Origin of the sequence: Paenibacillus sp. OV219 (assembly GCF_900110075.1) — a bacterium.
Lineage (GTDB): Bacteria > Bacillota > Bacilli > Paenibacillales > Paenibacillaceae > Paenibacillus_Z.
The window spans coordinates 251374-264673 of record NZ_FOCJ01000004.1; the positions used below are offsets into that span (position 1 = coordinate 251374).

Sequence of the window (13300 nt, forward strand, 5' to 3'; positions counted from 1 at the left end):
TCACACATGCTCCCTTCGCTCTTGAAATGGTCGATTATAGGTTGAAATCTACGATTACAACTGATTTATCATCAGACACTTTGTGTCTAGCATAATGCGTGCAAAGTGGATCCTGACTCTCGATGTGGCACAATTGGTCGGAATACGCTTCAATTCCCTGTACGTTCAGATCCTGAATCATAGTCTCCCATTTATTCGGATCGTCGTTATGCTCGATAAGATGGAACATCCCGTCCGATACTGCATAAATTTTGCTCACATTGGCTCTGGAGGTATGCCCGTACTCCATATAATGCTCAAGCTCCGGCTCTCCGTTCATGACCGAATAGCCTTCTAGCGTATTTGCTCGATTTCGATTCGTGATACTTAAAGGGAACAGCTCTTCATACACTTGCTCCTTCGATAATCCCGATTCCTCAAGCTCCTTCTTCTTATTCAGAGTCAACTGGTCAAAGTAAGCCACTTGATTACGCGTCAGTACACGTAAGCTGTTATCGGTATAATGAATGAACAGCATGCAGTCCCCGCTTTGTACATATTCAATATGCTTCTCATGAACACGAACAACAGCAAATACAGCGCCCCACATCTTCCATTTGCAGGACAAATCAACATTTGCTTCCGTCATATTCTCTCTTAACTTTCGGTTCGCAGTAAGAACCGCTTCTCTCAAATCCAAGCTGGCGTCCTGCGCGTTCAATGCCGAGGCAAGTAATTGGGCTGCAATATACCCTCCTGACCGGCCCTGATCATCTTTGTATCCCATCATCGAGGATACACCGTCAATCACTCCGTAAATCTGATTGGCGTGATTCACCACCAAAGCATCTTCATTTGGTTTGGAGCCGCCCGCTCTAGTGTGACTTTGCACGTTGAAGTTATTTAATTGCCGATACACTTGATCCCATCTGCCTGCATGATTGTCATGGATATAAGTAGGCTTAAAGCCCAGCCTTAAATAGATCTTGATCGCGGATAGGCGAAAATCATCCGTTTCCAATACCGCTCTATCGAACCCTTCGCTTCTCATCTGCTGCAAGACAGCAAGACTTACGGAATATCCTAGCCCCTTGCCGGAATGCTCGGGGTGTACGCCTACCATATGCACATACCCGCAATGCTCACCAAACTTCTCCTCATACCAAGCACAAGCCGTCGCAACCGGCTTATCGTTATAACAGATAAAGAGCACCCGCTCCGGCTTAAAGAAGGGATCGTTAGCAATCGCTTTATGAAAATCTTTCTGCCAGCCAAAGGCCAGCTGCACGATTTGCTCCCAGTGCTTCTCATCGCCCGGCTGATAATAGCGCAGCTCGTATCCAGGGGATAGTTCCAGTTCTGGTAAATCCGCCAGATCCGCTCTCTCCATCACGAATTGCGGCAGCAATCTCTCTTGGTTCATCATCGTCGCTCCTCCTATTGGCCAGTGCTTCGTTTATTGAATTTCGGGAAGGTCATTACCTTACCATTCTCAGCGACGGATTGCATCGATAATGGAAATACGGAGCTCCAGGTCACAGCATCATAAACATCCATAGACGGCTCCCGTTCGCCCAAGATAACCGAAACAAATTCTTCAAGTACAAAGAAGTCTCCGCCGCCATGTCTTACCTGGGAGGCATGCTCCGCCCACTTTTTCCAAAGTGGATGATCATACTCAGGCTGATAGCTGCTTAGCGGTCGCCATGTGGTTTGCAGTTCTCCGCTCTCAAGCCATTGATCGGTGCTGGAAGATGACCGGTCTCTTAACCAAATCAGGTCCTCTTCTTCTTGATAGCGCCCAGACTGATACGCCCCTTCAGTTCCCTGAAGAACATAATGCTTCGTATTATGAGGTCTTGGTGACGACCAATCTACACGCAGATTAATAAGTACGTTTTGTTTGGTCCGTAGAACCGTAACCGCAGAATCGCCCTGCTGCCAGAAACCATCCTGTGCCCCAGGGTGATCCTGTCCGAAATACTCGTCGCAAAAGTTTCTGAGCGCGCGGGATTTGGAAACGAATGTAGCCATGCTCTCCAGCTCATCACCATTTAGCCCGATCCATTGCGCGACAGGTCCAAGCGAGTGAGTGGGGTAGTTCATTCCGTTATACTCTTTATGAAGCTTCCCGCGCCAGTTCAATTGGCCATTCGGGTTGTGAAGAATATGTCGCAGTTCATGGATGTAGGCGCCTTCCATATACGTGATTTCACCAAACATCCCCTTCTCCGCCATATGCTTTACTGCCAAATTGGAACGCGTGTAGCAATAGTTTTCAGCCATCATATAGACAAGCCCGGTTTTCTCCACCGTTTCCACCAGCTCATACGCGTCTTCAAGCGTATGCGCCGCAATCACTTCGCTCAGTACATGCTTGCCCGCTTTCAAAGCAGCAATTGCTTGCCTCGCATGCAGGAGCATGGGACTTGCGATAAGGACCGCATCAATGGAAGGATTCTGCAGCATTTCGTTATAATTTTGATACGTCTGTATGTCAGGATATTGTTCTTTCCATGTTTTCAATATTTCTTCATTCAAATCACAAATAGCAGCCAATTGGACTTTGTCTGCCAGCACAGCAAGCGATCGATTGAAACTCGTCCCTCGATTTCCACCCACAACAGCCAACTTTACCGCTCGAGCACTCATTGATGCATAACCTCCCGCTATAATAACAAGGCTTCCTACCGCATGAAATCATGTTGTAGGAAGCTTTAGTTAACGTCCGTTTGAACGGACCTCTTATTTCAAAGAGCCTTCCGTCAATCCGCTTACAATATGTTTGTGGAAGAATACATAGATCATGATCATTGGAATCGTGATGATCGTAAGAGCTGAGAACAACAGCTTATAATCCGTCACATGCTTACTCGAGAATGCAAGTAATCCTACAGGGATCGTCTTAAGCGTGTCGCTTTGCACATAGAGCAAAGCAAGCAGCAGCTCGTTCCACGAATTCAGCGAGGAGAAAATCGCAACGGTTGCCAAGCTTGGAATGAGCAAAGGTAGGATGACACTCCAGAACATTCGCAGCTCTCCGCAGCCGTCAATTCTCGCTGCTTCCATCATTTCTTTTGGAAGGGAATCGAGATACGCTTTAAGCAGGAAGATCGCAAGCGGAAGTCCCATCCCGACATAAGGTAAAATAAGTGCCCAATACGTATTCTTAATATGCATGTGTTCAAACAGGTAGTTTTGCGCAATAAAGAAAGACTGCAGAGGCATGAACAAACCAAACACAAACATCAGCAGCATTGTTTTGCTTCCCTTAAAGCTTAACTTACTAAATGCAAATGATGCTAAGCTTGCGAAGAGCAAGATAAACGTAACCGTAAGCGAAGTTACGATTAAGCTGTTCTTCACGTAGATGTTCATGCCGCCAATTTTCCAAGCTTCAGACCAGTTATGGAAATCGATATGGGTAGGCAGGGAGAATGGCTTATTAAATATATCTCTATTTACACGAAAGGAAGAAAATAACATCCAAATCATCGGATAAAAATAAATCAGCGAGAACAAGCTCATGAATACATAATAAACCAATCGAAAACCGATATGACTACCACTTTTGTGCGCTTCGTATGAACTAGCACTTGCCATGTTGAGCACCTCTTTCATTCCATCGACTGCATCTAATACTCCAGTGTTTCATTACGCTTTAACAAGTTCAATAATAACCCGATACCGACGACCACCAGAGTCATAATAACGGCCAGTGCGGAACCGTAGCCGATGTTTGCATTGGTAAATACAACTTTGACCAAATATGTGGTTACAATTTCAGTAGCATTATACGGACCGCCATTTGTCATGACATAGAACAGGTCAAACCCTTGGAAAGCTCCAAGTATACATAACGTAAGGGCGACTTCCACTAAGTTTTTAATCATCGGAACTTTAATTTTGAAGAAAATGTCTTTCTCTGTCGCACCATCTAAATAGGCCGATTCATAAATATCTTTGGGAATACGTTGAATACCTGCATAGAAGATCGTCATATAAAATCCAGCATAGGTCCAACCAGACACGATAGAGAGCGCGTACAACGCTGTGTGCGGGTCGCCTAACCATACTCTTGACAAATTTTCCAAACCAACAAATTTCAATACGGCGTTCAATAAACCGAAATCCGAATTATATACAAATCTCCACATGAAGGAGGTAACCAGCATCGGCAGCATAACAGGTGTAAAGAAAGCGACTCGGAATATTCCCGTACCTCGTAAATTCACCGTAATAAGCCCAGCCAGCAGAAGTCCTGCTACTACTTCTAAGAAGATAGTCAATATGATATAGATGAAGATATGCCAATAAGAGATAAGGTAAATATGATCGTGAAAAGCCCGAATATAATTATCAATACCATTGAATTTCATGGAACCGAAGCCGTTCCAATCATAAAAACTGAAGATGAGCGTCATCACAATTGGAAGGAGGATCGTAAACGCGAATAAAAGTACTGCCGGTGCTGTAAAAAGATACGGTGCTATGCGAAATTTGTGCACTACTTTCAAACCTCCTTATTTATTAATGAATAAGTCGGCGGCTACGTCATAGACGCCGACTTATAGGGCGAAACATTATTTTTTCAGCGGGGCGATTTTTTCATCCAGCTTCTTCAATGCTTCCTCTGGTGTGCTTACTCCGCCAAGAACCTCTGCTGTAGCCGAATTAAGTGCATCAGCAACCTCTAGGTTATAACCCGTATCCGGAGGTGAAACGACTGTTTTCGCATCATTCATCATACTTCTCAGCTTCAGATTCATCGGGTTCGTTTCTGGTTCCGATCCTGGTGCAATCATCGACGAGCCAGCCTTGCTCAGCATCGTAACAACCTCAGGTGATTCGAGCAGCTTCAAATAATCAACCGCGGCTTGAATATGTTTGGAATTCTTGTTCACGACGTAGCCTTGCAGAACGCCGATCACGCTGTCTTGATCACCTTTCGCGTAAGCGATTGTTGGCACATTGAAGTAATCGAATTCCATATCTGGCGCGTGATCGATCGCTCCGGACACGAACCATCCACCTGAAGGATACATGGCAGCTTTCTCGTTATAGAACAACGCTGCGCCTTCGTCGTCGTTGATACCGTTGACGCTATCGTTAATGTATTGGTTGTCCCAAATTTGCTTCGCATAGCTCATAGCCTTAGCAAATTCCGGCGTGTTGAATGGCGCCTTCAATTCCATTGCATCAGCATAAGCTTGTTCGCCAACGACTCTGGAGATCATATGCGCGTTCCAGTTGCCAGCTGTCCACAGATCCTTGTTACCCGTAGTTATCGGAGTGATGTTGGCCGCTTTAAGTTTCGCGCAAACGGCCATGAACTCGTCCCACGTTTTAGGAACCTGCAACGACAAGTCGCTAAACATTTTTTTGTTATACCAAATGACATTTGTTACTTGAGCGTCAGTTGGAACCATGTATTTCTTCCCGTCGTAAACCATGCCAACGAAGTTACCTTCTGCAAACTTGCCTTTGAGTCCATCTTGCTCCAATGCCTCAGTCAAATCTGCTGCAAACCCATCATTTACTCTCGTCTTAAGCCTGTCGCCTGCCCATTCAAAGTAGATATCCGGTGCATTTTCACCATTCAACAGGCTTGGCAGCCCCATCGTTTGATACAGCTGTGGATCCTGAAGAACAAATTCTACGGTGACGTTCGGGTGCTGCTTCTCATACATGTCTTTCACTTGGTTCCATACTTTAAGAACTTCATCACCTGGAGAGCCGTCGGCTAGACGGATCGTAAACTTTTCATTGCTATCCGTATTAGCTGTGTTTGCTGTGTTTGCTGTATTAGCTGCATTGCTGGTATTCTTTGTGTCAGCTGCATTCTCTGAGTTCGAATTTCCGGAACAGCCGGTAAGTGCTGTAAGTGTAGTAGCAACTGCAAGTCCAATGATTGCTTTTTTCATGTGTAGATCATCCTCTCAATTTGTTATTTCGTCGTATAATAGCGGTCAAGCACTTTGTTCAAGAATGAAAAGAGCACATCGGCAAAAACATACGTGAGATCACTGCGATACCGTTCGTAATTATCGCGAACTTTCACCAGCTCATCTGCATCTTGACTTCGAATATAGTCAACGCAGACTTGCAGCAGTTCGCAGCCAGCCGAATATTTAACAAGCCAGCGATGCAGTTCCTTCTGCAAAGCTTGATTTTCCATATTTCCAGATAATAGTGCATGTGCAGCGACGCTCATTTTCGTTACGAATCTCTCTAATTCATCGATTGCTAGTTTCCGATCCCCAAAAAAATACGCAAAATTAAATCGAGTCAATTCAGCGGCAAGCATCGGCGAGTCTGTGAGATACAGACAGGAGTATCTTACATTGTCCGCGAATTGGAGCATGTGCTCGTAATCCGAAAGGCCGACCACCTCCCTCAGCGCATCGCGCCAGCTCTCTTCCGGATCGTATTGCTCAGGGTTCCATAAGTAGGATGCGATCGTTGCATAAGAGATTTTGGAGCTCTCGGCATACTCCATCCCATTTGCGATAACACCGCGAGAGAAGCGGTACAAATGACGATCCCTTTCTCTATATGGGCCGATATGCATCTCATCGGTCATTTCCACATCGTTTACCGGGTAGTTGTCCCAATATAGCGGTTTGCGATGGGTGCTCTGCGTAAATACGGCAGCTTCGCTAATCGTAATTTCAGGGGCGCAGATATTGCGGCCTGTCCAGAAGAGATCGATACTTGGATGTATCCGGCTTCCCAGCTGCGAAATATAACGTTCATTGCCTTTACCCCAATATTGCGTAGGGCAGACAACGAGGCGAATTCCAGCATCCCACTTCATAATTTCCGTATAGAATCGATTGACCAATTGAACATGTGCTTCAACCAAATCGCTGAATCGCCCAATATCCTCTTGATGTTGAAGATGCTCTGGAATATCATCGAGCAGTAGACAGAAGTGCTTCACACCGAGCTCATAGATTTGACTTACCTTGCGGACGAGCGACGCGAATTGTTCCTCGCTTGAATAACGCATAGAAAGCCCTGGAGCGATGGAATAATAAAAGTCGAGCCCTAGCGTAGTAGCCTCGTAGAAAACTGCGCCTAGTCTGTCGTAAGATTCCTGATCGTAAAGATCCTGCCAGCGCTCGCGATGATACTCGTCGTCTTTAGGACCGTATACGTAAGCATTCATATTGTTCGAGGCAATGAAGCGAAGCATGCTTAGTCGCTGCTCCTGATTCCAGGGCATCCCATAGAATCCTTCGATGATGCCTCTGATAGCAAACAGCGGGTAATCATACTTAACGCCTTGCTGCCATTCTCCCCGCTTGCTCATTTGATCAAGCGCATTCAATGCGTATTTTAAGCCTCGTTCGCTCGAATACGTGAGTTTCACTTCGCAATGAGGCGGTTCGCCTGCTACTTCCAACTGATAAATCTCATCAGAGATCGTGTTTGTTTCCTCGATATACGTAAATCTAGCATCCGTTGAATGAGAGGCTGCAATTCGAATTTCGCCTCCAGTATCCCCTAGATAGGAATACCCGTTACTGTCACACCAGGCCCGAATGACGGAACTGTTCTCTCCGATTGAAGAGATGGAAGGACATGTTCTCATAAGCTCCGTATCACTCCTTTATATTTGTCAATGAGACGACGATTATGGTCATCCCCATTATCCATATTGCTGCTGGCGAATAAGTCCGGCGTTACTCCACGCTGCAATAAGAGGTCGGTGACTTCCGCCACGATCGCATTCACAATCAATGCCCCTGAAACTGTAGAGGTTGGAGATACTTTGATAGCCAAACCGGGAATGCTAACTGCTGCATCGCCGATACATCCGTGGTTATCAATGACGACATCACTTACTTCATGCAGTCGTTTGCCACTGCTGTGCCTTGACGATGCTGCCTCAGCATGCTTGAGACTCGTAATGGCGATGACCTTTAAGCCGCAAGCCTTAGCTTCTAGAGCCATCTCAATATTGACAGCGTTTCTGCCTGAGTTTGATGCAATGATGATGACGTCACCAGAGCGCGCAGCTTGCTGCTTGAAGATCACTGCAGCTAATCCTTCCAATCGCTCTAGATCCGTGCTTTGCTCCGCATTCCGGTGCAGCATCAAGCCTTCCTCCAATATCGGATTTACGCTAGCTAGACCGCCTGCCCGATAAAACAATTCCTCAGCGAGCATGTGAGAATGCCCCGTTCCGAAAGCGTGCAACGTTCGACCTGATTCAATCGCATCGGCTATCAGTAACGCGGCCTGACTCAAATTCTCTTGTTCCTTTGCTTTCAATGTTCCGATAAGTTCTAATATGCCGTCTATATAATGCAAACCCGCGTTCATTCTACTCCTCCTTCAGCATTTCGTAGGTTAATTTCATGCGCTCTTGAATCGATGGCGTGAGTACGATGTTCTCTTTGTGAAAACAAGCGTAGATTGCGCCAAACTCCGGAGGACAATCGATCAACTGAACCGTAGATAGCGGACAATGTTGCTTGAGTAGACTTTTGAATTCTGCGAAAATCGTGCTGTTTTTTCTAAATACACTTCCGCTTGCGCCAATGGGCACACCACGGATGTTCAATCGTTTCTCCAGCTCGATCGCATGAGCCGCAAGATCGAGAGCGGCCTGCTTCACTAGCTTCAGAGCAACTTCATCTCCTTGCTCGGCGCAATTCGCAACCTCGGAGGCAAAGCCGGCAATAATGTGTTTATCTACTGGAGGATTATAAAATTTATCGATAAGATCCTGAAGATCTCCTACAGCATAATATCGTTTAAGCGCTTCCTGTAATGTCGTGGCTTTCGCCATTTGATCCTCGGCTAGAACAACTGCTTGAATGCCCTGAATTGCAATATGATAGGCGCTTCCATAATCTCCGAGTAAATGTCCCCATCCCCCAATGGTCAGGAGTTCATCTGTGTATCCCTTCGCCATCCCCATCGATCCGGTGCCGCTGATGATCAGAATTCCCGGTCTGCCGATCGTCATAGCTACCAAAGCGATATAGGAATCACTATGCATATAAACGCTTCTACTCTTAATGATGCCTCCGGTGAACTCATCGATCATGGACGGTGACGCTTCCTGACTGAGCGCTGAGTTTCCGATGTAAACGCTATCAAAAAAATCAATTTTTATTTGTTCAATAATCTGTTCAATGATTTGCGTAAGATGATGGCGTGCTCGCTGCATCCCTAAAGCATAATAATTAATCGATTCGCCAATTACCTTTGCTAAGACATTTCCCTCCATATCAACTGCGATCGCGGTCGAATGGGTACCACCACCGTCAATGCCTAGAAAAACTTCTTGTCTTAACATTTAACTACACCCCTATAAAGAACCGGTAACTTTACGCATCATATGTTACGACTTCAGTTTAGAACAGGTTGAAGTGACGGGGTACTGAGGGAGGATGGTAAATCCTATCTTTGTATGCGCATCTGCATCCCGGAAATCTATCACCTTTTGACATAGTCAATCTTAATTTGGCAATTATGTCATCTCTTCTGTTTCAATCACGATAAAGCCCAAGTGGCAGCATGTAATAAAAAGAGCTGTATGACTTCGTAAGAAGTCATACAGCCCTATAACAAATCCATCATCTATTGTTTTAATCGCGCAGCGCTTCTCGCAACACCCGACCGTCGAAGCCGATCTCCTCTTGGAGGCCGATCAGCCAGCAAACAGTCGGAGCGATATCCACGATGCCACTAGGGATGTCCGATACAACACCTTGGTGAAAGCTGTTTCCGACGGCGAGGCAGAAGGCATGCCGGTCGTAGGGACTGTTCGTCCCGTGGCTTGCGCGAAGGGACGTTGAGGAGGTCAGCGCCATCGTCGTCCCTGGCACGCCATATTCATTCGTCTCGTGTGACCATACCGGCTGAATAGCGAAGAGAGGAGCGCGGCGATGCGCAATCGGTCCGAGCAGCTGCTCCAGCGGCAGCACACCGGGAAGATCCATATATTCGGGAGAGCTGACGTAGACCTGCTCGCACCACGGCTTCGCTTGCAGCCAAGCAATGAGAGCGGCTGTATCCTGCAGCGAAGGCTCTATCGCCCCATCGGGTGCCGCATACACATAATGGCCCGCTGCAGCGAATTGCTTCGCCAAGCCTAATTCCTCACAGCCTATTCGCACATGTTCTTGCAGTGAGCCTTGAGCTCGAATTGTTGAATGGCCGTGGTCGCTGATCAGGAATAGGTCCAGCTCATCCGTCAACGCTTCCCGCTCGATTGCCCTTAGCACCTCTGCCACACATGCATCGATAAGCTCCAATGCCTCTAGGCTCTCCGGTGAGCCGAGCCCATAGTCGTGTTGGCTGGCGTCCGGCTCGGACAGCCACAGAACCATAGCCTGATTCCGTTGGCTCCGTAGATGAACCTCCACTAACGCCCGCGTCGCCCATAGAGCACGTTCCCGCTTCACATGCGACTCCTCTGGAGATACTTCTCCGAGCTCGACATGCAGCTGCCGAAGCTGTTCGACGCCATAGGTCGACGATGGATTGATCACCTGCTCCGGGTGCTTCAGGTTCCATAGAAGAGAGGCTCCAGGGGAGCTTGAGGCAGCTACAGCAAGCTTCATCCCGTGCGAATGCAGCCGATCTCCTAATGTCGGTGCCAGAATGAATGGCTCTAACATCGCCTCACTGTAAGCCAAGAGATCCCCGTCGTCGCCCGTCTGCAGGTACCCATCGTCGCCGAAGCCGGGCACCACCATCAGATTGCTGACAACCCCATGGCGGCCAGGCAGCACACCGGTAGTCAAGGTAGTCATACTGACACGTGTCTCTGAAGGGAAGGCTGACTGGAAGGAACCAAATAACGTCCCTCGCTTGATGAGCTCTGAATAAGTCGGCATCCGATTCAAATCCACGTTGTCTGGGCGCAGTCCATCTGTCCCAATGATGAGTACACGCCGGCTCATAGGATCACTCCTTCGACAACTCCTTGCTTGCTCAGTCTGATCAATGAATCTCCATATGGCTCTGCCTTTAGCACGAAAGGAAACCGATTCAAACTTAAGCACAAGTCAAAGTCCTCCGGTGGTGCGGAAGCATCCACCGTATCGAGAAATTTACCTGTTCTGCTCTCGAACTGCAGATAATGGACAATCGCTTGGAAGTCGTTCGACTTACCTTCCAATGCGTTCTTTACATATTGCGCAAACAGGATGTCCTCGTCGGCCTCTTCCACAGCCCCCCATCCCATGCAGACTAGAGAAACATATTGCGGATTCCGCAAACGAATGTAGTCTATAATGGCCTGCGCGTTGACAAAGCTGCCCGTAATAATCTCGTCGGCATTCACGGCATTGACGATGCCTTGCGTTCCCGCACTTGTCGTGTGTACGACCGTCCGGCCATTGAAGTCAACGTCTTGAATGGAGTACGGTGAGTTACCGTAATCAAAGCCTGGTTGAATCACTCCACCGCGTTCTCCAATCAGAATATAATCCGGATGCTCCTGTTTCAGCTGATAAGCGGTATCCATGCTCCCGACTGGCAGCAGATTTTTAACTCCGCCCTCTGTCACGTAGCAAGCGACCGAAAAGGCTCGGAACACATCGATAATGACGGTCAAACCACGTGCTTGTCTTGCTCCTTCAACATAGTGATAAATTTGAATATCCATGCAGTCTCTACGCCCTTTCTGTATTTTTATAGCTTAAGGCTTTCCAATAGCTCCGCAATCGTGGCATATACATAATTCGCCTTCGGCCAGTCATTAGAGTCACGCTCAGCAAGGCTAGCCGGATTGGCAGACTCTGATCTGATCCATACCGTGTGCATGCCTGCATGTTTCCCGCCGGTAATATCGGTATAATAATTGTCTCCGATCATCACGCTTTCCTGTTCGCTACAACCGAATGCTTGCATGCCGTAAAGAAACAAATGCGGTTCAGGCTTCCCTACATACTCTGCTTTCCTGCCTGATACCGCTTCGATCGCGGCAATCAGAGCGCCCGTTTCCGGTATTCGCTCCCCTTGGCTGCCAGGGTGGCAGCCATCGGCGTTAACTCCGATCAGAAGCGCCCCACGGTCCAATTCTTTTGCAATTCTCTCCAGCGTTGCGTAGGAGAACGTAATATCCCGCCCAACCACGACAATATCGGCCTGTTCCTCCGCATCGAGTGGGAGCAGATCATGTCCAGCTGTCGCTAACGCGGCACTCAGCCCAACACTGCCAACGGATTTCACGCGCTTATTGCCGTACTTCTTCTTCAAGTATAGCCCCGTATAATCGGTAGCCGTAAATATATGTTCAGAGGGAATATCTAAGCCCAGATTGTGAAGCTTTGCCTTAACTTCATATGCTCTAAGCCGGGAGTTGTTGGTAATAAAACCAACCTTCTTTCCTTCCTGCTTAAGCCTCTCTACTAAAGTGTCAGCGCGTAATGCCAGCGTTTCCGTAAAATAAACGCAGCCATCCAGATCGAAAAAAAATGCCTTTACCTGATCAAACAGCTCGCTCCCCTTCGCAAAACTTACGCCCATCAAATTCTCACCTCCTTTTTAGAATGGAAATCAAAAAGCTCCCAACAAAAAGACGCATGTTAAGGAACATGGCCTCATTGTTGGGAGCTTTCTCTTCGTCATCACTCCAACAGATGAACATCAATTTATAGTAAATTTGATTCGTTTAATTGGTCGAACGTAATATTCCAAAGCTCCTTATTGCTTACCGACAAAGAAGTCGCCCCTGCGTCCAAAGCCGCATTCACCTCTTCACAGGTTTGAATGAGACCGCTGGCGATAATCAATTTATCATTCAGCGATTCCGAGAACGTGCGGATTACTTTATCAACAACGCCTGGCATCAATTCAATACCGTCAGGATCGATCTGCCGGCATAGCCTCAGACCATTCTCGAGCGCAGCTGTATCAATGATAAACAGGTGAAGAATACCATACAATCCGAATCGCTTCGCTTCCTTGATGATGTGGCTCTTGGGCGAAATAACACCATCGGCTTCCGCATACTTTGCAATCCATTCTAAGCTCTCTCGGTCTGTACTAGACAAACCCTTAATCAAATCAAGGTGAACAAAGGCTCCCTTGCCTGCCTCCTTCGTTAAACGAACGGACTGTACCAGCTCGGTTACGGTGCCACCCATAAAAAAAACATTATCAACTGGGCTACTCAAAGCATCCGCAAGCTCTTCCGGTCTTCGGACAGCTGCAATAATGGGGTTTCTTCCAACCTTATGTAATAGTTGCATGGCTATGCCCTCTTCTGTCAGGTTTTCACCCAAATCCTATCTTAGGAATTAAATCTTGTCAATAAGCTTTCCACTTCACCATCATATCGTTATTGCCTTTA

12 protein-coding genes are annotated in these 13300 nt (G+C 47.1%); all 12 read right to left on the reverse strand.

What is annotated here, in order from left to right:
- Nucleotides 1–34: 34 nt before the first annotated feature.
- The 12 genes from BMY11_RS12880 to BMY11_RS12935 all read right to left on the reverse strand — a co-directional run bounded on the left by BMY11_RS12880 (nucleotide 35) and on the right by BMY11_RS12935 (nucleotide 13199).
- Nucleotides 35–1405 (reverse strand): GNAT family N-acetyltransferase, encoded by a 1371-nt coding sequence (locus tag BMY11_RS12880; RefSeq protein WP_090576260.1) that lies wholly within the window; start codon nucleotides 1403–1405, stop codon nucleotides 35–37.
- A gap of 11 nt (nucleotides 1406–1416) precedes the next feature.
- The gene (locus BMY11_RS12885) at nucleotides 1417–2631 is read right to left on the reverse strand and encodes a Gfo/Idh/MocA family protein (protein WP_090576263.1); all 1215 of its coding nucleotides are present in this window, start codon (nucleotides 2629–2631) and stop codon (nucleotides 1417–1419) included.
- Nucleotides 2632–2724: 93 nt separating this feature from the next.
- A complete protein-coding gene (locus tag BMY11_RS12890; protein WP_090576266.1) occupies nucleotides 2725–3582 on the reverse strand; it encodes a carbohydrate ABC transporter permease in 858 nt (285 codons plus the stop codon).
- A 32-nt stretch (nucleotides 3583–3614) separates the two neighbouring features.
- Nucleotides 3615–4487 (reverse strand): carbohydrate ABC transporter permease, encoded by an 873-nt coding sequence (locus BMY11_RS12895; RefSeq protein WP_218150181.1) that lies wholly within the window; start codon nucleotides 4485–4487, stop codon nucleotides 3615–3617.
- Between the two features lie 75 nt (nucleotides 4488–4562).
- Nucleotides 4563–5903: an ABC transporter substrate-binding protein gene (locus tag BMY11_RS12900; protein WP_090576269.1), complete on the reverse strand. Its 1341-nt coding sequence runs from the start codon at nucleotides 5901–5903 to the stop codon at nucleotides 4563–4565.
- Between the two features lie 23 nt (nucleotides 5904–5926).
- Nucleotides 5927–7576: a protein O-GlcNAcase gene (locus tag BMY11_RS12905; RefSeq protein WP_090576272.1), complete on the reverse strand. Its 1650-nt coding sequence runs from the start codon at nucleotides 7574–7576 to the stop codon at nucleotides 5927–5929.
- Nucleotides 7573–8310, reverse strand: a complete 738-nt coding sequence (locus tag BMY11_RS12910; protein WP_090576275.1) for a sugar isomerase domain-containing protein — start codon at nucleotides 8308–8310, stop codon at nucleotides 7573–7575. Before BMY11_RS12910 ends, BMY11_RS12905 begins: the two co-directional genes overlap by 4 nt.
- A gap of 1 nt (nucleotide 8311) precedes the next feature.
- Nucleotides 8312–9292, reverse strand: a complete 981-nt coding sequence (locus BMY11_RS12915; protein ID WP_090576278.1) for a BadF/BadG/BcrA/BcrD ATPase family protein — start codon at nucleotides 9290–9292, stop codon at nucleotides 8312–8314.
- A gap of 292 nt (nucleotides 9293–9584) precedes the next feature.
- Nucleotides 9585–10904 carry an alkaline phosphatase family protein gene (locus BMY11_RS12920; protein WP_090576280.1) on the reverse strand — a complete coding sequence of 440 codons (1320 nt, stop codon included), beginning with the start codon at nucleotides 10902–10904 and terminating at the stop codon, nucleotides 9585–9587.
- A complete protein-coding gene (locus BMY11_RS12925) occupies nucleotides 10901–11611 on the reverse strand; it encodes a 2-phosphosulfolactate phosphatase (protein WP_090576283.1) in 711 nt (236 codons plus the stop codon). Before BMY11_RS12925 ends, BMY11_RS12920 begins: the two co-directional genes overlap by 4 nt.
- Before the next feature lie 26 nt (nucleotides 11612–11637).
- On the reverse strand, nucleotides 11638–12474 hold the full coding sequence (locus BMY11_RS12930; RefSeq protein ID WP_090576286.1) for an HAD-IIA family hydrolase: 837 nt from the start codon (nucleotides 12472–12474) through the stop codon (nucleotides 11638–11640).
- A 125-nt stretch (nucleotides 12475–12599) separates the two neighbouring features.
- Nucleotides 12600–13199, reverse strand: a complete 600-nt coding sequence (locus BMY11_RS12935) for a glycerol-3-phosphate responsive antiterminator (protein WP_090576289.1) — start codon at nucleotides 13197–13199, stop codon at nucleotides 12600–12602.
- Nucleotides 13200–13300 lie beyond the last annotated feature (101 nt).

What these genes read in the sequence shown, in the direction of transcription:
- BMY11_RS12905 (WP_090576272.1), bottom strand. Translation starts at nt 7,576, where the DNA reads ATGAGAACATGTCCTTCCATCTCTTCAATCGGAGAGAACAGTTCCGTC.
- BMY11_RS12925 (WP_090576283.1), bottom strand. Translation starts at nt 11,611, where the DNA reads ATGGATATTCAAATTTATCACTATGTTGAAGGAGCAAGACAAGCACGT.
- BMY11_RS12920 (WP_090576280.1), bottom strand. Translation starts at nt 10,904, where the DNA reads ATGAGCCGGCGTGTACTCATCATTGGGACAGATGGACTGCGCCCAGAC.
- BMY11_RS12935 (WP_090576289.1), bottom strand. Translation starts at nt 13,199, where the DNA reads ATGCAACTATTACATAAGGTTGGAAGAAACCCCATTATTGCAGCTGTC.
- BMY11_RS12890 (WP_090576266.1), bottom strand. Translation starts at nt 3,582, where the DNA reads ATGGCAAGTGCTAGTTCATACGAAGCGCACAAAAGTGGTAGTCATATC.
- BMY11_RS12900 (WP_090576269.1), bottom strand. Translation starts at nt 5,903, where the DNA reads ATGAAAAAAGCAATCATTGGACTTGCAGTTGCTACTACACTTACAGCA.
- BMY11_RS12880 (WP_090576260.1), bottom strand. Translation starts at nt 1,405, where the DNA reads ATGATGAACCAAGAGAGATTGCTGCCGCAATTCGTGATGGAGAGAGCG.
- BMY11_RS12910 (WP_090576275.1), bottom strand. Translation starts at nt 8,310, where the DNA reads ATGAACGCGGGTTTGCATTATATAGACGGCATATTAGAACTTATCGGA.
- BMY11_RS12930 (WP_090576286.1), bottom strand. Translation starts at nt 12,474, where the DNA reads ATGGGCGTAAGTTTTGCGAAGGGGAGCGAGCTGTTTGATCAGGTAAAG.
- BMY11_RS12885 (WP_090576263.1), bottom strand. Translation starts at nt 2,631, where the DNA reads ATGAGTGCTCGAGCGGTAAAGTTGGCTGTTGTGGGTGGAAATCGAGGG.
- BMY11_RS12915 (WP_090576278.1), bottom strand. Translation starts at nt 9,292, where the DNA reads ATGTTAAGACAAGAAGTTTTTCTAGGCATTGACGGTGGTGGTACCCAT.